This window comes from Flavobacterium tistrianum (assembly GCF_003254545.1).
Classification (GTDB): domain Bacteria; phylum Bacteroidota; class Bacteroidia; order Flavobacteriales; family Flavobacteriaceae; genus Flavobacterium; species Flavobacterium tistrianum.
The window spans coordinates 285,711-311,152 of record NZ_QJRH01000071.1 but is presented as its reverse complement, the minus strand read 5'-3'; the positions used below and the strand labels follow the sequence as shown (position 1 = coordinate 311,152).

Genomic DNA, 25,442 nt, shown 5'->3' with positions numbered 1-25,442 from the left:
TTAAATTTCGCCTTTTTAACCGATGAAGCAAGCATACCTAATTTACTTTTTTTTAATTCCAATTCTCTCGTTTTCACAGACAAATGGGGCTATAACAATCGATTGGCAAAATAAAAAAGAGGTAAATTATGGCGAAAACAAAATCATAATTCCGTACTTCTCAGGAAGCAGTTTTCGTTTCGACATTACAAAAAAAAGCATAATGTTGCTTCAAAACTTAAACCAGCGTGGCCTTTCAAACGGTAATTCAGCACAAATTAGCAACATTGTTTACGAATCAATTTCCAGAGTTGATTTAGGCGATTTAGCACCTGAAAACATTCCTGAAAAACCAAATGAATCGGTAATAGTTACAAACGCAAGAGACATACAATATTCTTTCCTTTCTCTTTCTCCTATAATTAGGGAAGGAAACAATTACAAACGCATAAAGTCCTTTTCCTACTTTATTAATAATTCAACTGCACGGACTGCTTCAGCTTCTTCATTTCAAAAATCTGCGGCAATTGTAAATTCTGTTCTGGCTTCAGGAGAATGGTATCGGTTTTACGTTCAGAAATCAGGAGTTTATAAAATAGATAGGTCTTTTTTACAAAGCCTAGGATTTGACCCTTCCAAAGTCGACCCGAGAAGAATAAAAATTTATGGAAATGGCGGAAGAATGCTTCCTCTTGCCAACAGCATTTATTATCCAAATGATTTAACTGAAAATGCAATTCAGATATCTGGCGAAAACGACGGTGTTTTTAACAATGAAGATTATATTCTTTTTTATGCAGAAGGAACTGATAACTGGAATTCAGAAAGCCAAACCAATTTAAACTTATACGACACGAAGTCCTATTATTATATTACAGTTACTGGAGGTGATGGAAAGCGAATTCAGAACCTAAATCAACCCATAGGAAACAGCACTTTAGAACTAAACACGTTTGATGACTATCAATACCACGAAATTGATCAAACCAACATTGTGCATCTTGGACGTCAATGGCTCGGAGAATCATTTGACATCAATCAGGAGCAAGAATTCTCTTTTAGTTTTCCAAACCTAGACACCACTGTACCTGTAAAAATAGAGGTAAGTGCGGCAGCTGCATCTTTTTCCACTACTTCTTTCGCCATAACAGCAAATGGACAAAATGCAGGCTCTATAAGCTTTCCGTCTTTAATAGCGAACTCTGACACAAAATACACAATAGGCAAACTTCCTGCAAATACTCAATTTACAGGAACAGACAACATCAAAATAAAGCTTACCTATAATAATAATGGCGTTCCAGGATCAAAAGGCTACTTAGACTACATCAATCTAACCGCAAAACGAAAACTTTTAGGAACGGGCAAACAATTTCATTTTCAATACAACGCCGCAGGCTCTACGGCTGGAATTGTTAATTATACAATTGGAAACGCATCAGGAATAGCACAAATCTGGGACGTTACAGATCTATATAATGTATCTAAAGTTGAAACTGCAAGTCAGTCTTCTTTTAGCTTTAAAGCTAATTTAGGAGAGGTTAGAAAATACATTGCAATAGATCCTTCCGATTATTATGCTCCATTAAAAGAAAATCAATCAAAAGTTGCCAATCAGAATTTAAAAGGAACGCTTTTTAGAAACAGCCAAAATACTTTTCAGGATATTGATTATGTAATAATAACTCCAAAATCTCTTGCATCTCAAGCGGAGAGATTAGCCAATTTTCATAGAACCAATTCACACTTAAATGTAAAAGTCATTTCGCTAGAAAACATCTATCAAGAATTTTCGTCTGGCAAACAAGACATTGCCGCTATTAGAAATTGTGTTAAATATATTTATGACAATGCTTCCTCTACAGAGAGAAAAGTACGTTACTTAAATTTATTTGGAGATGCTTCTTATGATTACAAAGACAGAATTTCAAACAACACTAATATTGTACCTATATATCAATCCTTAATAAGCAATACTGTCGGCGAAGCTTCATTTGCTTCTGATGATTTTTACGGACTAATGGATCCTAACGAAGGAGTTATCATTCCGTCACTTGCTGGGATTGATATTGCTTTAGGAAGAATGCTGGTTTCAGACAACGCACAAGCTCAAGAAATGGTCAACAAAGTCATAGAATATCATGACACAAAATCTTATGGGAATTGGAGAAATAATGTTGTTTTAATTAGCGACGATTCCGACAAACCAGGCGATCAGACTTTGCAAGCAAATCAAAATGCTCTTGCAGATCAAATCGCAACTGAAAAGCCTTTTTTTAATATTGATAAAATTTTCCTAGATGCTTACACTCAAGAAGCGTCTGCGGGAGGATCTCGATACCCGAAAGCGAGAACTGACTTCTTTAATGCTTTTGAAAAAGGCGCTTTAATATTTAATTATTTAGGTCATGGTGGTGAAGATGGTTTAGCCAGCGAAAGAATTTGGGAGAAATCTGACGGACAAAACCTTACCAATCAATATAAATATCCGCTATTTATCACTATTACTTGTGAATTTTCACGTTTTGACGACCCCACAAGACCTACCGCTGGAGAATACGTGTATTGGAACCCAAAAGGAGGTGCAATTTCAATGTTAACCACAGTTCGCGAGATTGGACAGACAAATGCCGAAGAATTCAATAAAACAATTAGCAAAAATCTGCTTTCTTATGGTTCAAATCAATACAATACTATTGCCGAATCTTTAAGAATATCCAAAAATGAAAATCCGAGTTCTTCCAGCAATGTTGTTTTTTATATAGGAGATCCTGCATTGATGCTTGCCATTCCAAAACCGCGAATTAATTTAACGAAAGTAAATGATATTGTGATTTCGCAAGCAATTCCTGACCTAAAATCATTATCAAAAATCAAAATTTCAGGAGAAATTACAGACGAAAACAACACGCTTTTAAGCAATTATAATGGAGAATTGGCGACTGCTATTTTTGACAAACTAATTACGAATACGACCTTAAATAATGACGGTTTTAGTCCTCCAATGCAATTTAAAACTCTAGGAGAAACCATTTTTAGAGGAAATGCGTCTGTTACAAACGGACAATTTGAATTTAGTTTTGTAGTTCCTAGAGACATTAGAATTCCTGTTGACAATGGAAGAATCAGTTTTTATGCGAAAAAAAATGAATCTTTAGAGAACCAAACTGGCTACAATAATACAATCAAAATTGGGGGAATTAACGAAAATGCACCTCAGGACAATATAAGTCCGAAAGTGAAGTTATATATGAACGATGAAACTTTTGTGTCTGGAGGAATCACAAATGAATCGCCATTTCTTTTGGCATTTTTAGAAGACGAGAACGGAATTAACACAGCAAGTGGAATCGGTCATGATATTGTCGCTATTTTAGATGGAGACGTAAGCAATCCTTATATTTTGAATGATTACTATCAAACAAAATTAGACGATTACACCAACGGAAATTTACGTTTTCCTTTCCGAAATTTAGCTCCTGGACTGCATACTATAAGTTTTACTGCTTGGGATGTTTACAATAATCCCGTTACGAGTGAAATTCAATTTACAGTTGTAGGAGACGATTCCCTGACATTATCACACGTTCTTAATTACCCAAATCCATTTTCAACTTATACGCAATTTTGGTTTTCTCATAACAGACCTTATGAGCCATTAGACGTACAGGTTCAAGTAATGACTATTACAGGAAAAGTAGTTTGGACAAAAAATCAAACCGTTACAACAGAAGGATTTTTATCAAGAGAAATAACATGGGATGGAAGAGACGATTTTGGTGACAAAATCGGAAAAGGAGTGTATATTTACAAACTGACTGTAAAATCTAATTTAACAAATAAAAAGGCAGAAAAATACGAAAAGCTTGTTATCCTATAATATTATATATATTTGCATCACCAAAACACAAGTCCCATAAATGAAAAAACTATCACTTTTACTAATTTGTATTTTTAGCATTTACAGCTCAAAGGCCCAAGAATCAAGGCCTATTGTTACTGGAGTACCTTTTTTATTAGTTGCTGCTGATGCTAGAGCAGCTGGTTTAGCAGATCAAGGAGTAGCCACTTCTGCTGACGTTTTCTCACAACAATGGAACCCTGCAAAGTATGCATTTTCTGAAGATGCGCAAGGTCTTTCTATCAGTTACACCCCTTATTTAACAGATCTTGCCAATGACATTTCGTTAGGCCAGATCACATATTACAACAAAATCAATGAACGAAGCGCCTTTGCAGGAAGTTTTCGCTATTTTGGTTTTGGAGGAATCGAACTAAGATATACTGGTGACCCAAATGAGGCCGTACGAGAAGTAAATCCAAACGAATTTGCTTTAGACGGATCTTATTCACTTAAATTAAGCGAACAGTTCTCTATGGCAGTTGCTGCTCGTTTTATTAACTCAAATTTAAAAGTCGCTTCAGAAGAAGTTGATGCAACATCTGCAAGTTCATTTGCTGTTGACGTGGCTGCTTTTTATCAATCGGAAGAAATTGCTTATCAAGATTTCAACGGAAGATGGAGAGCTGGTATCAACCTTCAAAACATGGGGCCAAAGATCAGTTATGATCACGATAATGTAAGTTCAAACTTCTTACCAGCCAATTTAAGATTAGGAGGAGGATTTGATTTTATTTTTGACGATTACAACAAACTTACTTTAAGCGCCGAACTTACTAAGCTTTTAGTTCCAACTCCTCCAGGAATTGGAACACCAGTAGATGTAAATGGTGACGGAGATTATGACGATCCTGAAGATATTTCACAACAAGAAGCAACAGATATTGGATATAGAAACTATAACGACATTGGTTGGTTTCAAGGAATGTTCAAATCTTTTGGAGATGCTCCAGGCGGATTTAAAGAAGAAATGAAAGAGGTAACTTACAGCATTGCTGGAGAATACATGTACCAAGATGCTTTTGCATTCCGTTTAGGATATTATCACGAAAGTCCAGAAAAAGGCGCTAAGCAATTTTTCTCTTTAGGAGCAGGATTTAAATACAACATTATGAAAATTGATGTTTCTTACCTATTCTCTGCATCTAAAATAAAAAATCCTTTAGAAAACACACTTCGTTTCTCTTTAACGTTTAACTTTGGAGACAAATACGAAACTTATTAAGAGAAAGTTCAAAATAAAAATAATTCAATCCAAATTCCGGCATTTTAGGAATTTGGATTTTTTTTCCCTTATAAACAGATGAAAGAAATTAATATAACCTCTTCATTTACAATATTTGATAATTTAAATGAACTTCCAGCCGAAATTCAGGATTTAATGAATCAAGCTGTAGAAATCAGAAAAAAAGCCTATGCTCCTTATTCGAAGTTTAAAGTTGGCGCCGCTTTACTTTTAGACAACGGAAAAGTTATTTTAGGCTCCAATCAAGAAAATGCCGCTTATCCGTCTGGACTTTGTGCTGAACGAACTGCTATTTTTTATGCGGGAAGTGCTTATCCAGAAGCAAAAATTCTTAAAATGGCAATTACAGCCGCTTCAGACACTAATCAGACTACTGCTCCTATTCCGCCTTGTGGATCTTGCCGACAATCAATAGCAGAATATGAGATAAAACAAGACACTCCAATAGAAATCTTTTTTATGGGAGAAATTGGTGAAATTTACAAATCATCATCTTTAAAAAATTTGCTCCCATTGATGTTTGATAAAAAGTTCTTGTAAAAAAAAGCCAAAAAGTAGTCATTTAATTTTAGTTCTTAAATGTAATGTCTTATTTTTGCATCCCGACCTTTCGGGCGCAAATTTGTGGGAGGAAACTATTTTGCGTTACAGGCACAATAATCGATAACACAAACAACTTTAGCAAAAGAAAGAATTCAGATGAAAGAAGTTACAAAAGAGGTATATTTAAAGTGGTATGAGGACATGCTGCTTTGGAGAAAGTTTGAAGACAAACTTGCAGCATTATACATTCAACAAAAAGTTAGAGGTTTTCTACACCTATATAATGGTCAAGAAGCTGTATTAGCTGGCGCACTGCACGCTATGGATTTGACCAAAGATAAAATGATTACTGCTTACAGAAATCACGTACAACCAATCGGTATGGGAGTTGATCCTAGAAACGTAATGGCAGAACTTTTAGGAAAAGCTACAGGTACTTCTAAAGGTATGGGAGGTTCTATGCACATTTTCTCTAAAGAACATGGTTTTTATGGAGGACACGGAATCGTAGGTGCTCAAATTCCTGTAGGAGCTGGTATTGCTTTTGCAGACAAATATTTTAATACTGGTGGTGTTACCCTAACTTATTTTGGTGACGGAGCTGCTAGACAAGGTTCTCTTCATGAAGCTTTCAACATGGCTATGTTATGGAAACTTCCAGTTGTATTTATCGTTGAAAACAATGGTTACGCAATGGGAACTTCTGTAGAAAGAACTGCAAACCACACTGACATCTGGAAATTAGGTTTAGGCTACGAAATGCCTTGCGGACCTGTTGACGGAATGAACCCAGTAAAAGTTGCTGAAGCAATGCACGAAGCTATCGAAAGAGCTCGTCGCGGAGATGGACCAACTTTCCTTGAAATGAAAACGTACCGTTACAGAGGACACTCTATGTCTGATGCACAATTATACCGTTCTAAAGAAGAGGTTGAAGAGTACAAAAAAATCGACCCTATTACTCAAGTTCTTGATGTAATTATGGATCAAAAATTTGCTACTGAAGAAGAAATTGAAGTAATTGACCAAAGAGTTAAAGACTTAGTTGAAGAGTGTGCGAAATTTGCTGAAGAATCTCCATACCCAGATTTACAACAATTATACGATGTAGTATACGCACAAGAAGACTATCCATTTACACCTCATAAATTATAATATCATGGCGATTAAAGTAACAATGCCTCGTTTGAGCGATACTATGACTGAAGGAACGGTAGCAACTTGGCTTAAAAAAGTAGGCGATAAAGTAAGCGAAGGCGATATCTTAGCTGAAATTGAAACAGACAAAGCAACAATGGAGTTCGAATCTTTTAATGAAGGAACTCTTTTACATATCGGAATTCAAGCTGGAGAAACTGCTCCGGTTGATTCATTATTAGCTATCATCGGTAAAGAAGGAGAAGATATTTCTGCTCTTTTAGCTGGCGGTAATGCTCCTGCTGCTGAAGCTCCAAAAGCGGATGCTCCTGTTGCCGAAGCAAAAACCGAAACCGCTGCTCCTGCAAAAGCAGCTGAACTACCAAAAGGTGTTGTAGTGGTAACTATGCCACGTTTAAGCGATACAATGACTGAAGGTACAGTAGCAACTTGGCTGAAAAAAGTTGGCGATACTGTAGCTGAAGGAGATATTTTAGCAGAAATTGAAACAGACAAAGCTACTATGGAGTTTGAGTCTTTCAATGCTGGAACATTATTATACATCGGAATTCAAGAAGGAAGCACTGCTCCTGTTGACAGCTTATTAGCTATCATCGGACCTGCAGGAACTGACATTTCTGGAGTTGCTGATAACTTTACTGCTGGTGGCGCTGCAACTGCAAGTGCTCCTGCTGCTGAAGAAACAAAAGCTGCACCTGCTGCTGCACAAGCTACAGAAGCTGTTGCTGAAACTTCAAACGGAGGAAGAATTTTAGCTTCACCTTTAGCTAAAAAAATCGCTTCTGACAAAGGAATTCAATTAAGCCAAGTTAAAGGATCTGGAGAAAACGGAAGAATCGTAAAAAGCGATATCGAAAACTTTACTCCATCTGCGCAAGCACAAACTGCTGCTTCTGCTCCTTCTGCTAAACAAGAAGCATCTGCTCCTGCTGCTCCAAAAGTATTTGTTCCTGCTGGTGAAGTTTACACAGAAGAGATCAAAAACTCTCAAATGCGTAAAATTATTGCAAAACGTCTTTCTGAATCTTTATTCACTGCTCCTCACTACAACTTAGTGATCGAAGTAAGTATGGACGAAGCAATGCAAGCTAGAGCTGCTATCAACAGCGTTCCAGATACAAAAGTATCTTTCAACGATATGGTAATCAAAGCTTGTGCTTTAGCATTGAAAAAACACCCAAAAATCAACTCTACTTGGAAAGAAGATGCTATCATCATCAACCACCACGTAAACATTGGTGTTGCTGTAGCTGTTGAAGATGGATTAGTTGTTCCTGTATTGAAATTTACTGACGCTATGAGTTTATCTCAAATCGGTGGTTCAGTAAGAGATCTTGCTGGAAGAGCTAAAAACAAAAAATTAGGACCACAGGAAATGGAAGGAAGTACTTTTACAGTATCTAACCTTGGTATGTTTGGTATTACTGAATTCAATTCAATTATCAACCAGCCAAACTCTGCTATCCTTTCTGTAGGTGCAATTGTTGAGAAACCAGTAGTTAAAAATGGTCAAATCGTAGTTGGAAACACAATGATGCTATCATTAGCTTGCGACCACAGAACAATTGACGGTGCAACTGGAGCTCAGTTCTTACAAACATTAAAACAATACATCGAAAGCCCAGTTACAATGTTGGCGTAATCGTTGTTAATTTTATAATTAAATCCCGTTTTGTTTATTCAAAACGGGATTTTTTGTTTAATTTTCATCCTCAAATTCAAAACCTCACAAAATGAAGAAACTAATTCTTGTCGCTTTATTTCTGACAGCAATTGCTTGCCAGAAAAAAGAGCAAACAGAAAAAACAGCTGCTGTTACAGACGAACACAGTTACTCTAAACCAGAACTTGCTGTTGCAAAGCATCTTGATCTTGACATCAAAGTTGATTTTGACACAGAAACTATTTCAGGAAAAGCATCTTGGACAATTGACAACATCAGTAAAGGAAACGAAATTATTTTTGACGAAAACACTTTAAACATTACAAAAGTAACTTTAGGTGACGACGAAAAAGAAACCAAATTTGAGCTTGGAAAAGACACAGAATTTCACGGAAAACCGCTTCATATCACCATTGAGCCAAACACAACCAAAGTAAATATTTATTACAATACAACTAAAGACGGTGTGGCATTACAATGGCTAAAACCAGAGCAAACTGCAGACAAAAAGAAACCTTTTGTTTTCTCTCAAGGCGAAAGTGTTTGGTCTAGAACTTGGATTCCTTGTCAGGATTCACCTGGAATTCGTTTTACTTATAATGCAAAAGTTACCGTTCCTAAAGATTTATTGGCGGTTATGAGTGCTGTAAATCCGCAGAAGAAAAATGATACTGGAGTTTATACTTTCAAACAAGACAAAGCAATCCCTTCTTATTTAATGGCGATTGCAGTTGGAGATATTGAATTTCAAGCAATCGATAACAGAACTGGAGTTTATGCAGAACCTTCTGTTCTAAAAAGCGCAGCATACGAATTTGCTGAGCTTGGAAAAATGGTAAATGCTGCAGAAAAATTATACGGCCCTTACAGATGGGGACGTTATGATGTTTTGGTTTTACCTCCAAGTTTCCCTTATGGCGGAATGGAAAACCCAAACTTGACTTTTTTAACTCCAGGAGTACTTGCCGGAGATCGTTCGCTTACAAGCTTACTAGCACACGAATTAGGACACAGCTGGAGCGGAAACTTAGTCACAAACGCAACTTGGGATGATATTTGGCTAAACGAAGGTTTTACTACTTACGTTGAGCACAGAATTGGAGAAGCAATTTTTGGTAAAAAAGAATTTGACATGCAAAACGTCATCACCAACAAAGAATTGATTGACAATGTTGCTGAATATGGAAACACAAATCCAGATACAAGATTAAAAGTTAGTTTGACAGGAAGAAATCCTGACGACGGAATTAGCATGATTCCTTATGTAAAAGGATATTCTTTTTTAAGAGTTATTGAAAATGCCGTTGGACGCGAAAAATTCGATCCGTTTATTAAAAACTATTTCGATTCTCATGCTTTCCAATCTATCACAACAGAAGATTTTGTAAAGTATTTAAACGAAAATCTTATTAAAGGAGATAAAGCTTTAGCAAATAAAATCCAATTAGACAACTGGATTTACAAACCGGGAATTCCATCAAACATCGTTCCTGTAAGTTCAGCAGAATTTGATGCTATTGATGCCATTCAAAAAAGCTGGAGAGAAACTGGCGTTGCTGGTTTAAGCAAAAAAATCACCACAACTGCGGAAAAACAACATTTTATAGATCATCTTCCAGCTGATATCACAGTAAAAGAAATGGAAGCAATTGATAAAGAATTCAACTTTACTAAAGGCGGTAATTTTATCATTAAACGTCAATGGTTTGTTCAGGCAATTCGCCATCAATACAAAGCTGCTGATTCTGCAATTGAACAATTCTTAATTGGAAGCAGCAGAACTGGATCTATCATGATGCTTTACAAAGAAATGGTCAAAACTCCAGAAGGAAAAGTTTGGGCCAAAAAAGTTTTTGATAAAGCAAAATCTGGTTATCATGCAACCACTATTCAGGATGCTGCAAGTGTTTTGAAATAATTTTTTCAAAAATATAAGTTTAAAAGAGTCTGTTTTTTTTTTAAAGAACAGACTCTTTTTTTATTCGCAATATTTGTCATTCCGAGGAACGAGGAATCTCATTAGAAATTCCGCAAAACAATCAACACAATCTTGTCATTTCGAGGAACGAGAAATCTCCGCAAGTAGCTCAACAAAGATTGTTGATTCTGGTAGCGGAGTTACATACGGAGATTTCTCGTTCCTCGAAATGACAAACTAAACAGGAAACAATGCAGAATAAACCCAATCTTTGTAGAATTCCGCGTGCGATTTCTCCCTTCGGTCGAAATGACAGACTAAACGAAAACATTCTTATGAAACCGAGTGCCCTAGCCCAGATTGAAGTGGAAAGCCCAGAGCTTGAAACCCTGATTTTTCTTGCCAGAAAACAGCGACCAACGGAAGCTCGTTTTGTGGCTTAGAAAAATCAGGGTTTTGAGTGAGGACTTGAAGTGGAAAGCTGGATTAGCTCCTCAAAAAACTAGAAAAAATTATCCATCACATAGCGTACATTGTTTTAAAATCTGCAATCGTCGCAACTTTGTAATGTCAAAAGACAAAACAAATAATAACATTAAAAATTAAATACAAGGCACGATTAACGGCATTAAACCCAGAAGAAGTAAGTAATCAGCTACAGTCTACCGATTACTGTAAAACTGTTACTGATTACTTGTTTTTTGCTTCAATCCATTTTGACATGTACATGGTGCTTTTAAATGCATGATGCTGCAACAGATTTCCCATAAAATTATGAAGACGATGACTTTTTGAATCAATCAAAAGTGAATTTACCTGTGAAATCAATTGATTAGAATAATTGCTTTTTTGGTAGCATTCATTAATGATTGCAATTCCATTTTTCTGAGATTGCTTCCAAAGATTTTCATTTTGATACAGTTCAATAGCATTTTTAGCAAATTCAGCTGAATCATCTTCTATAAAACCATTCCAAGGCAAATCGGCATGCATGGCTTCAGAACCAACAGATGTTGTTACACTTGGCGTTCCGCACTGCATGGCTTCTAATAATTTTCCTTTCAAACCTGCTCCAAAACGAATTGGCGCTAAAACAATTCTGGCTTTTTTCACAATTTCATTGGCATCTTCTGCCCTTCCCATAATATAAAAACCATTTTTAGGCTGATGCAATTGTAACACTTTCTGCGAAGGATAAGCACCATAAACTTCCAAAACCGCTTCTGGAAAATCTTTTCTTATAAAAGGCCAAATAGATTCTTTCAAATGCTGAACGGTATTCCAATTTGGCTCATGAAGAAAATTTCCGATAAAAACAAAATTCTTACGTTCTTCAAAAGAAGGCAATTTCTGCAATTCTTCTTCATTCATTTCATCAACCAAAAAAGGAAGATAAAAAAGTAAATCTTCATTGATTTTGAAAACCTCTTTTAGAATATTCATTTCAAATTCAGAAATGATTAGAGACAAATCGCATCTTAAAACACTGGCAATTTCTCTTTTTGCCACTTCTTCAGACAGTAAATCTTCTATTTCAAAAGTGCGATTTTCTTTAAAAGCTTTTTGCCTTGCAGTTCTTAAACAATGCAAATCTTCGGTATCCAAAATTCGAATTGCTTTTGGACACTTTTCAACAACTCGCCAACCAAATTGTTCTTCGACCATAAAACGATCAAACAAAACAACATCTGGATTTAATTCTAAAATAAAATCATCAAAAGTAGACGAATTAAGTTCGATGCTTCTTTTTATTACTCCAAATTCAGACAAATCAACCATAAAATCGCTATCCTGAGCCGCACTTGCAAATGTAATTTCAAATCCATTTTCCCTGAAAATAGAAATCAACTGCATCATTCTTCCGCCTGCAGCAGAAGACTTTGGCTCGGGCCAAACAAACCCAACAATTAAAAGTTTTTTTATTTGATTCATAAACTTTGTTTCATATTACAAAATAATACTTTTTCCCGCTGATTTGCACCCAATTTCCTGAAATTCGGTCGTAAAAAAACACTAATTTTGCAAAATCTAAATGCTGGGAAATTATGTTGGGATTAAAATTAGCTACAGACCCTCGCTGGGTAAATATAGTTGAGTCAAATATCGAAGAAATTTTAACGGATCATGCTTGGTGCGAGCAAAAAGCGGCTTCAAATGCGATTAGTATCGTGACTTACAATTCTGAAATCGAAGAATTGGTAACCGAAATGCTTGAAATTGCCAGAGAAGAACTGGAACATTTTCAGATGGTTCATAACATCATAAAACAACGTGGACTTACTTTAGGTCGTGAGCGAAAAGATCATTATGTAAATGAGCTTTTTAAATTCATGAAAAAAGACGGAAGCCGAAGAGATGCTCTTTGCGACCGATTATTGTTTTCGGCAATGATTGAAGCCAGAAGCTGCGAACGTTTTAAAGTGCTTTCAGAAAATATTCAAGATCCAGAATTAGCTAAATTCTACCGTGATTTAATGATTTCTGAAGCAGGACATTACACTACTTTTTTAGGATTTGCCAGAAAATATCAAGATAATATCGATATCGATAAACGCTGGAAAGAATGGATTGAATATGAAGGTTCTATTATTACCAATTATGGTAAAAGTGAAACAGTTCACGGATAAATTACGCTCTTTTTTCAACTCTATTTTTATATTTAAAAACCACAATTCGTTATGCAAAAAAGTAAATCGAGATCAATCGTTTTTAAAATTGCTAAGTATACCGGAATAACTTTCGCAGTTATTATAGGATTATTATTTTTAACGCCTATTGTCTTTGAGGATCAGATTAAAGAACAAATTAAGAAAACAGCCAACGAAAGGTTAAGCGCAGAATTGAATTATTCTGATGTTTCGGTGTCGTTTTTCCACCATTTTCCTTCACTTACTTTAACCTTAGACAATTTAAGTTTGAATGGTTCGGCACCTTATACAAACGAAAAATTCATTACCGCAAAAGAGGTTTCTTTCGGAATAAATGTGGCGAGTCTGATTTTCAGCAAATCGGTAAAAATTGATCAGATTTATTTATCAGATTCTTTTATAAACGTAAAAGTGAATCCTGAAGGAGAAGCGAATTACAATATTTATAAATCGCAAGAACAAGCTTCTAAATCTAAAGATAGTAGCGATACGGCGCTTAAACTGGAACGAATTGAAATTTTAAACAGTAAAATTGTTTATGATGATAAATCGACTAAAGTTCATTTTGACGCATTCGGTTTTAATTATTTAGGAAAAGGAGATTTAAACAAAGCTGTTTTTGATTTATATTCTAAAGCAAACATCGAAAAATTAAATATCGTTTATGAAGACGAACCGTATTTAATGAACAAAAAGGTTGATGCCGATTTGATTACAAAAGTAAACATCAATTCGCTTTCTTTCTTTTTTCAGCAGAATAACCTTAAAATCAATCAGCTTCTGGTAGATTTTAAAGGGAAGTTTGATTTTTTGAAAGATGGCTACAATATGGATTTTGTTATTAAATCCAATAACAGCAAGCTTTATGATGTTTTTACAGCCTTACCTCCAAAATATATTACTTGGCTTTCTAAAACAGATTTAAAAGGAAATGCAGATCTGCTCCTGACTTTAAAAGGAAAATATATTGCTTCTGAAAATATTGCTCCTGATTTGGATTTGGATGTAAAAGTAACTGACGGTTTTGTCAATTATAACAAAAGCGCATTTCCAGTTTCAAACCTAAATTTAGATGTTAAAACAACCGTTCCTTCTCTAAATCCAGATTTGACAATTGTTGATGCCAAAAACCTATCGCTAAAGATTAATCAAGATTATTTAAAATCGAAATTCTTGGTTAAAGGTATAAACACGCCAGATATTAATGCTGATTTTAAGGCCAAAATCGATCTTGAAAAACTAATGAAGGCACTTGGAATTCCAGATATTGAATTAAAAGGAACTCTGGCTGGTGATGTAAAAGCAAATGGAGTATTTGACCAAAAGACTAAGCGTTTTCCTGTAACAAACGGAGTTCTTAATTTGGATAATGGATATTTAAAAACGCCATATTATCCAAATCCAATTACTGATATTACGATTAAATCGAAAATAGAAAACCAGAAAGGGACATTTGCCGATCTGAAAGTAAACTTACAGCCGACTCAATTTACTTTTGAAGGAAAACCTGTTTTTGTACAGGCTGACTTAAGCAATTTTGATGATTTGAGTTATGATGTGAAGGCAAAAGGTGAATTGGATATCAGCAGAATTTATAGAGTTTTCTCGCAAAAAGGTCTTGATTTTGATGGTTTTGTAAAAGCTGACGTATCTTTAAAAGGAAAACAAAGCGATGCCGAAAAAGGGAATTACAGCAAATTAAATAATAAGGGAACTCTTGAATTAAGAAACATTGGAATTACTTCTGAATATCTTCCGAAGAAATTCATCATCAAAGAAGGAATTTTCAAAATCAATCAGGATAAAATGTCTTTCAATAATTTTCTTGCTGCATACGGGCAATCTGATTTTAAAATGAATGGTTATCTTCAGAACGTTTTAAATTATGTAATGACCAATACAGGAGTTTTAAAAGGTTCTTTTAAAGTTACATCAAGATATATCAACGTTGATGAATTCATGTCAAGCGTAGATCCGAATACATCTGTAACACAGACTTCTGCTCCAAAAACCGAAACCAAACCATCTGAAAATACTCAGACAGGCGTTATTATTATTCCAACCAATTTAAACTTACAATTATTTGCCAATGCACAAAAGGTAAATTTCGACAAATTAAATCTTCAAAATGCAACTGGAAATTTATCCATGAAAAATGGTAAATTGACCATGCAAAACACTGGTTTTAATTTAATTGGTTGCAACGTTTCAATGAATGCCAATTATCAAGCTGTAACACCACAAAAAGCCAATTTTGATTATTCTATAAAAGCAACAGATTTTGACATTAAGAGAGCGTATAATGAAGTTGAAGTTTTCAGAAAAATGGCGAGCGCCGCAGAAAAAGCGCAAGGAATCGTTTCTTTAGATTACCAATTAAAAGGCCGTTTAAACGGAAATATGGATCCTGTTTACCCTTCGCTTGTTGGAGGCGGAACTCTTTCTGTAAAAGATGTAAAAGTGAGAGGTTTGAAAATGTTTAATGCTGTAAGCAAACAAACCAATTCTGAATCGATGAAAAATCCAGATCTTTCTAAAGTTGATATCAAAACAACAGTTAAGAACAATATCATAACCGTAGAACGCTTTAAATTTAAGTTTGCCGGCTTTAGACCAAGAATTGAAGGAACAACAAGCTTAGATGGAAAATTAAACCTAAAAATGCGTTTAGGATTACCTCCTTTTGGAATTTTCGGAATTCCACTAACTGTTACGGGAACTCAAGATAATCCTAAAGTAAAAGTCGGTAAGAAAACCGAAGATTTGGAAGAAACGAAAGATACCGAATAAACAAAACTCTAATTCTAGAAATTCCAATTCTCACTATAGACCTTTGTCAAAGTTTAAAACTTTGACAAAGGTTTTTCTTTAGAGATAGCTTAAACTGTAAATATTTGCGCAGAAAGGTATAAAATCCCTTTACCCATTAACCATAACAACAAAGCTAAACCAAGCAATTTCCAAGCCCAGCCCCTTCCTCTTTTCCAATCTGAGAAAAAAGAAAAAACCTCCATATATTTTATTATTATAAACAGAGTTGACCCTATAATTGCAAACCAGATAACTTCATTTAAATGAAGATAAAAACCATATATAAAAACGGAACAGAGAAAAAAGAACGTAACAAATTGTATAAAATAATAGTTTCTTGAACTATGTTTGTGATTCATTTTTAATGACAAAATTAAAAATGACAAAATCAATAAACTTATTAAAGCCGAAATAATATTATAAAAAACAAGGCTTTCTTGCCATGCAAAAACTATCGTGACAACAACTGCAACAACAGTACAGGCTGCTAGAGAATTAATACTTCTATCTCTAAAATCTTCTTTATAAAAAGGAAATAAAATAGGATAAATATACTTTTCTAAAGAACGCCAGAAAGGCAAAGCATAAATCGCAGCAATTCCTGATAATACTACTTCGTAATTATAAAAAACATCGGCAGGAACTTTATACAATACATATAAAAGCGCAATTGTAACTATAAAAGCTGGAAAGCATATCGTTTTTATGGTTTCCCAAGAATTTTTACCCCAAAAGTTATTTTCTATTTCGTAAACATATTTCTTAATCCAATATTCTTTAGTAAATAAAGCTGTAGACTGGCTCCATAATAAAAATAAGCCTAGATGAATAATTACGGTTCGCAGCACAAATTCTTCAACCATACAGCCGTAAATTATACACGCCGCGCCAATTAAAAGCAATTCTAAAGTCAGTAAAACTGGTGAAAACAAAATTTTTAATACTGGAGCAATATGACGAACTATAAACTCAATTATCAGATTCCAATACCTTTTAAACAAAGCAACAACGGCGCAAATAGCTACGAATGCAGAAAGATAAAACATCCAATTGGTCAGCAATTGCGTCTGCATCCACAATTGTACAGCAGAATCTTTTTGTGGAGTATAAATAATATCTGAATTTAGAAAAACTTCCCTAGCTAATTCATCTCTCAAATTATTACTTAAACTAGGAAATTCATTTTTATGCGCATTCCAAAACTTATCTGTATTGAAACCATTCTTTTTTAGAACTTCAAATTCATACAGAACATTTTTCTGCTTATTGTTTAGCGCGCTCAAATGAATGGCAACACTATCTGTCACAACTTTACCATAAGTGCTTATACAGAATAAAAGGGCAAATACGACTATTTTTTTCAACTTATACATTTTAAAGAATTGAAGATATCGAATTATCTTCGGTCTTGCAAATGCAAGTTCCTACCAAACTGTTTTAAGTTAAAAATAAAAAACCCGTTCTTTTCAGAACGGGTTTCCTATAAAAAATAATCTATGATTATTACGCCTCAAATGGGATAATAGATACATAAGATTTGTTATCTCTTTTCTTTTGGAACTTAACAACTCCAGCAACTTTAGCATGTAAAGTGTGATCTTTACTGATGTAAACGTTTTCACCTGGATTGTGTTTTGAACCTCTTTGTCTAACGATGATGTTTCCAGCAATAGCAGCTTGACCACCATAAATCTTAACGCCTAGACGTTTTGATTCTGATTCTCTACCATTCTTCGAACTACCGACACCTTTCTTGTGAGCCATGACGTATGAGTTTAAATATTGTTATTATTCTTTAGTAGTCTCTTTTTTTGCTTTTGGAGCTGCTTTTTTTGCTTTTGGAGCTTCTACTTCTTCAGTAGCTGCTTCTTCTGCTACAACTGCTTTTTTAGCTGCTGCTTTTTTAGTTCCTCCTGCTGCAGTAATACCTTCAATTACAATTTGAGTAAGATATTGTCTGTGACCATTTCTTTTTTTGTATCCTTTTCTTCTTTTCTTTTTGAAAACGATAACTTTATCTCCTTTTAAGTGTTGTAACACTTTAGCTTCTACTGAAGCACCTTCTATAGCTGGGGCGCCTAAAGTTACATTTCCATTGTCATCTAATAAAAGAACTTTGTCAAAAGAAACTTTTGAACCTTCTTCATTAGCTAAACGGTGAACATAAACCTTTAAGTCTTTGCTTACTTTAAATTGTTGCCCTGCTATCTCTACGATTGCATACATATCAAATTGATTTATTGAATTTTAAGGTTGCAAATATACAACTAATAATTTACTATGCAACCCATAAAAGCAAAAATATTTTTACTCAAAAAAACCTTGTTTTTCAAGCAGTTCCACATAGAAAACAAAATTAATTTAAAGTAAAAGATTGTTAAAATCGCATTTATTTGAAAACAAATCTGTAATACATAACTAAAAAAAACTATTTTTGGTGTAACCAAAATCAACTCTTGTCTACCTACTATTGTTGATATTTTAAAATTATTAATCTTTATGAAAAAATCAATAATGATGTTAAGTGCTGCATTAATGCTTGGCGGAGTGGCTCATGCCCAAAAAGTAGCTTTTGAAGAATACGATTTAGACAATGGATTGCATGTCATTTTACATAATGATCCTTCTGCTCCAGTTGTCATAACTTCGGTAATGTATCATGTTGGATCAAAAGACGAACGTCCTGATCGAACAGGTTTTGCGCACTTCTTTGAGCATTTATTATTTGAAGGAACTCAAAATATAAAACGTGGTGAATGGATGAAAATCGTTACTGCGAATGGCGGAGTTAACAATGCTAACACTTCAGACGACAGAACATATTATTATGAAGTTTTTCCTTCTAATAGCCTAGAACTTGGTTTATGGATGGAATCTGAGAGATTAATGCATCCTATCATCAATAAAATTGGTGTGGACACTCAAAATGAGGTCGTAAAAGAAGAAAAGAGGATGCGTTACGATAATCAGCCATATGGAAATATTTTGCCAGAGGTAAAGAAAAACATGTTCAAAAAGCACCCTTACAGATGGACAACTATCGGTTCTATGAAGGATCTGGACGCCGCAACTCTTGAAGAATTCCAAGCTTTCAATAAAAAATTCTACACTCCAAACAATGCTGTTTTAGTCGTTGCTGGAGATTTCGAAAAAGCAAAAACAAAAGAATGGATCCAGAAATATTTTGGGCCAATTCCGAAAGGTGAAGAAGTTAAAAAACAAACTTATGTTGAAGACCCGATTACGCAGCCAATCACAGCTACTTACGAAGATCCAAACATTCAGATTCCGATGATTGTGGCGTCATACAGAACCCCTTCAATGAAAACCAGAGATGCCAGAGTTTTAGATTTGATTTCTTCTTATTTAAGCGATGGAAAAAGCTCGAAACTTTACAAAAAAATTGTTGACGACAAAAAAATGGCGTTACAAATTGGCGCTGTAGGTTTTAGCCAAGAAGATTATGGAACGTATATTCTTTATGGTCTTCCGATGGCACCATACACAATTAATGATATTTTAAAGGAAATGGATGAGGAAATTGTAAAAATTCAAACTGATCTTATTTCTGAAAAAGATTACGAAAAATTACAAAACAAATTCGATAACAATTACGTAAATGCTAATGCAAGCGTAGAGGGAATTGCAGAAAATTTGGCTTCTTATTATCTTCTATATGGCGATGTCAATCTAATTAATACTGAAATCGACATCTATCATTCTATTACAAGAGAAGAAATTAGAGAAGTTGCCAAGAAGTATTTGAACCCAAATCAGCGTTTGATTTTAGATTATATTCCGACAGCCAAATCTCAAAACTAAGAATATCGAATCATGAAAAAAATATATACTTTTTTAATCCTTACTTTCCTAACTGGAATTATGCAAGCACAAGATCGTCCACAACCCAAACCAGGAAATGCCCCAGTAGTCAACATCAAAAAACCGCAGACTTTTGTTTTATCAAATGGCATGAAGGTTTTGGTTGTTGAAAACCACAAATTGCCTAGAGTGAGCTATACACTTACTCTGGATAATGCTCCATTTACTGAAGGCAATAAAAAAGGTGTTGACGAATTGACCAGTAGCCTAATCGGAAACGGAACTAAAAAAACAACCAAAGAAGCTTTTAACGAAGAAATTGATTTTTATGGAGCCAACATCAATTTCACTTCTCAAGGCGCTTACGCAAGTACATTATCAAAATATTCTGGACGTGTTTTAGAGCTTTTGGCAGAAGGAGCTTTACAGCCAAACTTTACTCAGGCAGAATTTGACAAAGAAAAAGCAAAACTTTTAGAAGGCTTAAAAGCCGACGAAAAAAGCGTTCCTGCAATTTCAAACCGAGTAGTTGATGTTTTAGCATTTGGAAAAAACCATCCTAACGGAGAATATCTTTCTGAAGAAACTGTAAAAAACGTAACGCTTGCTGATGTTCAAAACAATTACAATACTTATTTTGTTCCTGAAAACGCTTATTTGGTCGTTATTGGCGATGTAAAATTTAAAGATGTAAAAACAGCTGTTGAAAAATTATTCAACGGATGGAAAAAGCAAAGTGCTCCAAAAAACACGTACCCAAATCCGACAAATGTTTCAAACTTACAAATAGATTTTGTTGACGTACCAAATGCAGTTCAATCTGAAATTTCATTGGTAAACACTGTAAATTTAAGAATGATCGATCCAGATTTTTTCCCAGCGGTTATTGCCAATCAAATTCTTGGAGGCGATTTTAATAGTTATTTAAACATGAATCTTCGCGAGCAGCACGCATGGACTTACGGCGCAAATTCAAGCATTGGAAGCGGAAAATATGTAACTAAATTCAAAGCATCTTCGGCGGTTAGAAATACCGTAACAGATAGTGCTGTTGTACAATTTGTAAAGGAAATTAAACGAATCAGAACCGAAAGAGTTGATCCAGAAGTTTTAAGAAACGTAAAAGCGGGTTACATTGGGAGATTTGTAATGCAAGTTGAAAAACCACAAGCTGTTGCACGATATGCCTTAAATATTGAAACAGAAAAACTTCCAATTGATTTCTACGAAAAATACATTCAAACCATCAATAACGTTACTGCTGACGATATTTACCGCGTTGCCAACAAATACTTTTTATTGGACAATATGCGAATTGTCATTGTCGGAAAAGGTTCTGATGTTATTCCTGGTCTAGAAAAATTACAGATTCCAATTTCGTATTTCGACAAATACGGAAATCCAGTTGAAAAACCTTCAGCAAAAAAAGAAGCGCCAAAAGATATTAGTGCGAAAACAGTTTTTGAAAACTATATTAAAGCTATTGGTGGAGAACAAGCCGTTACAGCCGTAAAAACATTATACATGAATGGCTCAACAACGATACCGCAAGCTCCTAGTCCATTGACATTTACATCTAAATTAGATTCAAAAGGAAAAATGATGGTTTCGCTGTCTATGGGAACAATGAATTTAATGAAACAGGTGGTTAACGAAAAAGGCGCTTACGTTGAACAACAAGGCCAAAGAAAAAACCTTGAAGGGGAAGATTTAGCCGAAATGAAAGCCAATGCCGCTCCTTTTGAAGAACTGCAACTTGTAAAAAGAACTGATCTAAAAGTGGAAGGAATCGAACCGATTAACGGAAGTGATGCTTATGTGATTAAAGACGGTAAAACAAAGTATTATTACGATATTAAATCAGGCCTAAAAACTGCCGAATCTAAAGTTCGTGAACAAGGCGGAAAATCAGTTGAACAAATCACTAATTTCAACGATTATAAAGAAGTAAAAGGCGTTAAAGTTCCGTTTAACTTAGTTCAGAATGTTGGTTTTGAATTGGATATTAAAATGTCTGACATCAAGATTAACGAAGGAGTTTCTGAGAAAGATTTTTTATAGCAGGTTCAAAGTTGCAAAGGCTCAAAGGAACAAAGGTTTTGTCTGAGTCTTTAAAAATAAAATTCTTAAGAGCTTTGTCAAAGTTTGAAACTTTGACAAGGCTCTTTTTATCTACTAAGTTTTATCAAATCAAGCTAAGACGAAGCCCACTCATAATTCATAACTTATAATTCAAAACTCAAAAAAATCACTTCTTAGCCGACAAATAAACCCCTATCAAAATAATAAAAGCTCCTACAGATTGAATTGGCGTCAAAAATTCGTTATCTAACAATCCCCAGAAGAACGCTACAATTGGAATTAAATACGTTACTGACGTTGCAAAAACTGGTGATGACATTTGAATCAGTTTAAAAAAAAGAATATTGGCTATTCCTGTTCCTAAAGCTCCTAAAATCATTACAAATAATACAGAATGCTGCGTTTCCGTAAAATGTATTTTTTGACTTATATCTGTCGTACTCAAAATAATTAGTGCTGGTATAAGCAAAACCGCAAAATTTCCTGTTGTTATACTTACCGAATTTAAATCGTGTAAATATTTTTTAATCAAATTTACATTTATCGCATAACTTAATGTTGCAATAACAACCAATGAAACGTAAAAAAAATTTTGAGTCCCTCCAGAAGATCCTCCGCTCCATATTAATAGCAGACAGCCTACAAGCCCTACTAAAACCCCCAGAACTTGTCGTTTCTGAAATTGAATCCCAAAAGCTATAATTCCTAAGATCAAAGTATTTAAAGGCGTTAAAGAATTCAAAATAGCCACAATCGAGCTATTAACCTGAGTTCCTGCGATAGCAAAAAGATATGCCGGAATGAAAGTACCAAAGATTGAAGTTATAACAACAAATTTCCATTGGTGTCGAGAAATCTTTTTTAAACTCTTAAATCCAACAATCAATAAAAACAATGCTGCAAAAACGATTCGAAAAGAACCAACCTGAATAGCTGTCAAACCTATCAGCCCTTTTTTTATCAGAATAAAAGAACTTCCCCAGATAAGAGAAAGAATAGCTAGGTAAATCCACTTTAACTGTTTTGTTTCCATAAATTGTATTTTGATGCAAAAATGTAATATTTTTGTAAACTGACAATTTAATTTTTAAATTTTGTAAGAAAATTAACGTAATAAATAAAATTCACATATGAAAATTTCAAAAATCTTATTCGCTGCAGCAATCGCTGGTTTAGTGTTCGTTGGCTGTAAAAAAGCAGAAGACAAAAGTCTTGAAGTGGTAAATAAAGAAAAAAGTGCTCCAAAAGAACTCAAACCAATCGCTGCTGAAAATCTTCAAACAGCAAGTTTTACAATTGACGGAATGACGTGTGCCGTTGGGTGCGCTAAAACTATCGAAGAAGAATTAGCAAACCTTGACGGAGTTGAAAAAGCAACTGTTGATTTTGATAAGAAGACAGCAACGGTAAGTTTTGATAAAACAGTCCAAAACTCAGAATCTTTGACAAAAGTAGTTCAAGAAACTGGAGACGGAAAAACATATAAAGTTTCGAATTTTAAGTCTTAAATTCGAAATTCAACAAAATAAAAATGGCTGTTTCAAAAATAGAAACAGCCATTTTTATTTTCATCCTAGATTGTTCCTGCAGGAACACCTCGTTGGTAGAAAATTATATTATTGTTGATTTTTACGTTCCGTAGGAACATCTGGTTTTGAGATTTTTTTTACAATTCTGCATATCAAACATTCCTACGGAACATAAAACATCTGGTTGTTTTTTTTACCAACGAAACATTCCTACGGAATGAGACCCTAATATTAAAAATGAGAAAAGGATTCAAATTGAATCCTTTTCTCATTTTTATTTCCATTTCAACGTTTCCATCAAACGTTGCATATCATTCTTAACATAACTTGCAGCAGGCATAATCGAGTCAAAGTTTGGTTTTGCGTAAAAATACATCGAACCTATTAAAAAGTGTTTAGTACTGTCTGTAACGTAAAACTGAGAGTTTGTGGCTGCATTTCCATCAACTTGATAAAACATTCCGTAAACCTTTTTCTGTGGGTTTAAATATGGCTGTTCTAGAATATCATCGGCTTTAATAACGTGCTCGTAAGTCAGTTTTTGAGCATCACGTAACAATTTATCAATATTACCATTTACTGGCTTATATGTCAAATAAATGGTCGCTTTCATCTTGGGATACGTGATGGCAAATCCGCACTCTTTCTCTCCTTTGATGATGGCATCTTCATTCATTTGAAAAGTGAATGGGCAAGTGTTTTCAAAGTTAACATATTTTGCTTCTGGATAATCTAATCGCAGAAAACTAGCTGGTTTTGGCAGAACATCATTTTTACAGCTTATAACCGTTAGCGCAAGCAAAATTGCTGTTATTGAAAGTATTTTATTAAGCATTTTAATTTATAGTTACTTTTATTTGTTTTACACGCTTTTTATCAACTGTTTCTACGGTAAAAATACAGTTTTCAAAAGGCACTTTTTGATCTTTTTTAGGGAAATTGCCCAAAATCTCTAGAATAAATCCAGCTAAAGTTTCGGCTTCGCCTTTATGAGCTTCAAAAACATCTTCGTCAACATCTACAATTCTGTAGAAGTCTTTCAGGTTTATTTTTCCTTCAAAAAGAAAATTATTCTCATCTATTTGTGAGAAGTTCAGGTTTTCATCATCAAATTCATCACTAATATCACCAACTATTTCCTCGATAACATCTTCTAAAGAAACCAATCCAGAAGTTCCGCCATATTCATCAACTACGATTGCTAAGTGGCTTTTTAAGCTTTGAAAATCCTTCAATAGATTATCCAGTTTTTTATTCTCAGGAACAAAGAACGCTTCTCTTATTAAAGAAGTCCAATCAAACTCTTCCTTATCAATATGAGGAAGCAAATCTTTTACGAAAAGCACGCCTTCAATCTGATCAATATTATCTCGATAAACTGGAATTCTTGAAAATCCTGTTTCAATTATCTTAGGATAAATTTCTGCGAATGTCTCTGTTATTTCCAATGCAAAAATATCAATTCTTGGACTCATTACCTGCTTTGTATCAGTATTTCCGAAAGAAACAATTCCTTCAAGGATTTTCTGTTCTTCTGTCGAAGTTCCTTCCGAATCTGTAAGTTCCAATGCCTGAGAAAGTTGATTGACAGAGAAATTACTTTTTTGCTTTCCTAATTTGTTTTGAAAATATATCGTAACGGCACGCATCGGCAAGCTAATCGGAGTAAGCACTTTATCTAAAAATGCCAACGGATAAGCGACACGTTTGGCAAATCGAACGCTGTTTCTGCTTGCATAAACTTTAGGAAGCACTTCGCCAAATAATAAAATTAGAAAAGTGACCAGAATTACTTCGAGCGTAAATTTAAAAGCTGGCGAACTAACACTAGCAAAAATACTCTGTCCTAAATAAGCAAATAGGATTACTACACCAATATTAAAGAAGTTATTTGCAACCAATAAAGTTGCTAAAAGCTTTTTAGGCTTATCTAATAAGTTTGAAATAATTTTTCCTTTTGCAGGATTATCATTTAAAGAATTGTCGATATCTTGCTGTGATAAAGAAAAAAGAGCAACTTCAGCACCAGAAACGATTGCTGAAAGAAATAACAAAATAAAAATTCCGACGAAACCAATAATTAAATTGGCGTCAAGATTGGTAGAAAAAAGTAAACTGGGCTCTGGGTCCAAATTGCATAAA

At 34.4% G+C, this 25,442-nt stretch carries 18 protein-coding genes; 11 read left to right on the top strand and 7 right to left on the bottom strand.

Annotation, left to right across the window (positions count from 1 at the left end):
- Window positions 1-22: 22 nt before the first annotated feature.
- The 6 genes from porU to DMB71_RS16320 all read left to right on the top strand — a co-directional run bounded on the left by porU (window position 23) and on the right by DMB71_RS16320 (window position 10,408).
- Window positions 23-3,859, top strand: coding sequence for a type IX secretion system sortase PorU (porU, locus tag DMB71_RS16345; RefSeq protein ID WP_111367889.1), 3,837 nt, complete (start codon window positions 23-25; stop codon window positions 3,857-3,859).
- A gap of 40 nt (window positions 3,860-3,899) precedes the next feature.
- A complete protein-coding gene (gene porV, locus DMB71_RS16340) occupies window positions 3,900-5,105 on the top strand; it encodes a type IX secretion system outer membrane channel protein PorV (protein ID WP_111367887.1) in 1,206 nt (401 codons plus the stop codon).
- A gap of 78 nt (window positions 5,106-5,183) precedes the next feature.
- A complete protein-coding gene (gene cdd, locus DMB71_RS16335) occupies window positions 5,184-5,666 on the top strand; it encodes a cytidine deaminase (protein ID WP_111367885.1) in 483 nt (160 codons plus the stop codon).
- Between the two features lie 159 nt (window positions 5,667-5,825).
- Window positions 5,826-6,824 (top strand): pyruvate dehydrogenase (acetyl-transferring) E1 component subunit alpha, encoded by a 999-nt coding sequence (gene pdhA / locus DMB71_RS16330; RefSeq protein WP_111367883.1) that lies wholly within the window; start codon window positions 5,826-5,828, stop codon window positions 6,822-6,824.
- A 4-nt stretch (window positions 6,825-6,828) separates the two neighbouring features.
- Window positions 6,829-8,469, top strand: a complete 1,641-nt coding sequence (locus tag DMB71_RS16325) for a pyruvate dehydrogenase complex dihydrolipoamide acetyltransferase (RefSeq protein WP_111367881.1) — start codon at window positions 6,829-6,831, stop codon at window positions 8,467-8,469.
- Window positions 8,470-8,560: 91 nt separating this feature from the next.
- Window positions 8,561-10,408: a hydrolase/aminopeptidase gene (locus DMB71_RS16320; RefSeq protein ID WP_111367879.1), complete on the top strand. Its 1,848-nt coding sequence runs from the start codon at window positions 8,561-8,563 to the stop codon at window positions 10,406-10,408.
- Window positions 10,409-11,098: 690 nt separating this feature from the next.
- On the opposite strand, the gene DMB71_RS16310 is transcribed toward DMB71_RS16320, so the two are convergent.
- Window positions 11,099-12,340, bottom strand: a complete 1,242-nt coding sequence (locus DMB71_RS16310) for a glycosyltransferase family 4 protein (protein ID WP_111367875.1) — start codon at window positions 12,338-12,340, stop codon at window positions 11,099-11,101.
- A gap of 113 nt (window positions 12,341-12,453) precedes the next feature.
- Here DMB71_RS16310 and miaE point away from each other — a divergent pair, with 113 nt between their 5' ends.
- Together miaE and DMB71_RS16300 are read left to right on the top strand one after the other, a co-directional pair.
- Window positions 12,454-13,035: a tRNA-(ms[2]io[6]A)-hydroxylase gene (miaE, locus tag DMB71_RS16305; RefSeq protein ID WP_111367873.1), complete on the top strand. Its 582-nt coding sequence runs from the start codon at window positions 12,454-12,456 to the stop codon at window positions 13,033-13,035.
- 51 nt (window positions 13,036-13,086) lie between these two features.
- The gene (locus DMB71_RS16300) at window positions 13,087-15,846 is read left to right on the top strand and encodes an AsmA-like C-terminal region-containing protein (RefSeq protein ID WP_111367871.1); all 2,760 of its coding nucleotides are present in this window, start codon (window positions 13,087-13,089) and stop codon (window positions 15,844-15,846) included.
- An 89-nt stretch (window positions 15,847-15,935) separates the two neighbouring features.
- Here DMB71_RS16300 and DMB71_RS16295 read toward each other — a convergent pair whose 3' ends face one another.
- The 3 genes from DMB71_RS16295 to rplU form a co-directional block, all read right to left on the bottom strand.
- Window positions 15,936-17,231, bottom strand: coding sequence for a hypothetical protein (locus tag DMB71_RS16295; RefSeq protein ID WP_239452991.1), 1,296 nt, complete (start codon window positions 17,229-17,231; stop codon window positions 15,936-15,938).
- Between the two features lie 139 nt (window positions 17,232-17,370).
- The gene (rpmA, locus tag DMB71_RS16290) at window positions 17,371-17,631 is read right to left on the bottom strand and encodes a 50S ribosomal protein L27 (RefSeq protein ID WP_111367867.1); all 261 of its coding nucleotides are present in this window, start codon (window positions 17,629-17,631) and stop codon (window positions 17,371-17,373) included.
- Between the two features lie 24 nt (window positions 17,632-17,655).
- The gene (gene rplU / locus DMB71_RS16285; protein ID WP_026728576.1) at window positions 17,656-18,093 is read right to left on the bottom strand and encodes a 50S ribosomal protein L21; all 438 of its coding nucleotides are present in this window, start codon (window positions 18,091-18,093) and stop codon (window positions 17,656-17,658) included.
- Between the two features lie 273 nt (window positions 18,094-18,366).
- Here rplU and DMB71_RS16280 point away from each other — a divergent pair, with 273 nt between their 5' ends.
- Both DMB71_RS16280 and DMB71_RS16275 read left to right on the top strand, forming a co-directional pair.
- Window positions 18,367-19,689, top strand: a complete 1,323-nt coding sequence (locus tag DMB71_RS16280) for a M16 family metallopeptidase (RefSeq protein ID WP_111367865.1) — start codon at window positions 18,367-18,369, stop codon at window positions 19,687-19,689.
- Window positions 19,690-19,701: 12 nt separating this feature from the next.
- Window positions 19,702-21,750 carry a M16 family metallopeptidase gene (locus DMB71_RS16275; RefSeq protein WP_204251799.1) on the top strand — a complete coding sequence of 683 codons (2,049 nt, stop codon included), beginning with the start codon at window positions 19,702-19,704 and terminating at the stop codon, window positions 21,748-21,750.
- Window positions 21,751-21,937: 187 nt separating this feature from the next.
- On the opposite strand, the gene DMB71_RS16270 is transcribed toward DMB71_RS16275, so the two are convergent.
- Window positions 21,938-22,804, bottom strand: a complete 867-nt coding sequence (locus DMB71_RS16270; protein ID WP_111367861.1) for a DMT family transporter — start codon at window positions 22,802-22,804, stop codon at window positions 21,938-21,940.
- Between the two features lie 97 nt (window positions 22,805-22,901).
- Here DMB71_RS16270 and DMB71_RS16265 point away from each other — a divergent pair, with 97 nt between their 5' ends.
- Complete coding sequence (locus DMB71_RS16265; RefSeq protein ID WP_111367859.1) at window positions 22,902-23,279, top strand: heavy-metal-associated domain-containing protein; 378 nt, start codon at window positions 22,902-22,904, stop codon at window positions 23,277-23,279.
- 295 nt (window positions 23,280-23,574) lie between these two features.
- Here DMB71_RS16265 and gldD read toward each other — a convergent pair whose 3' ends face one another.
- Together gldD and DMB71_RS16255 are read right to left on the bottom strand one after the other, a co-directional pair.
- A complete protein-coding gene (gldD, locus tag DMB71_RS16260) occupies window positions 23,575-24,135 on the bottom strand; it encodes a gliding motility lipoprotein GldD (RefSeq protein ID WP_066032864.1) in 561 nt (186 codons plus the stop codon).
- A 1-nt stretch (window position 24,136) separates the two neighbouring features.
- Window positions 24,137-25,432 (bottom strand): gliding motility-associated protein GldE, encoded by a 1,296-nt coding sequence (locus tag DMB71_RS16255; protein WP_111367857.1) that lies wholly within the window; start codon window positions 25,430-25,432, stop codon window positions 24,137-24,139.
- Window positions 25,433-25,442: the final 10 nt, after the last annotated feature.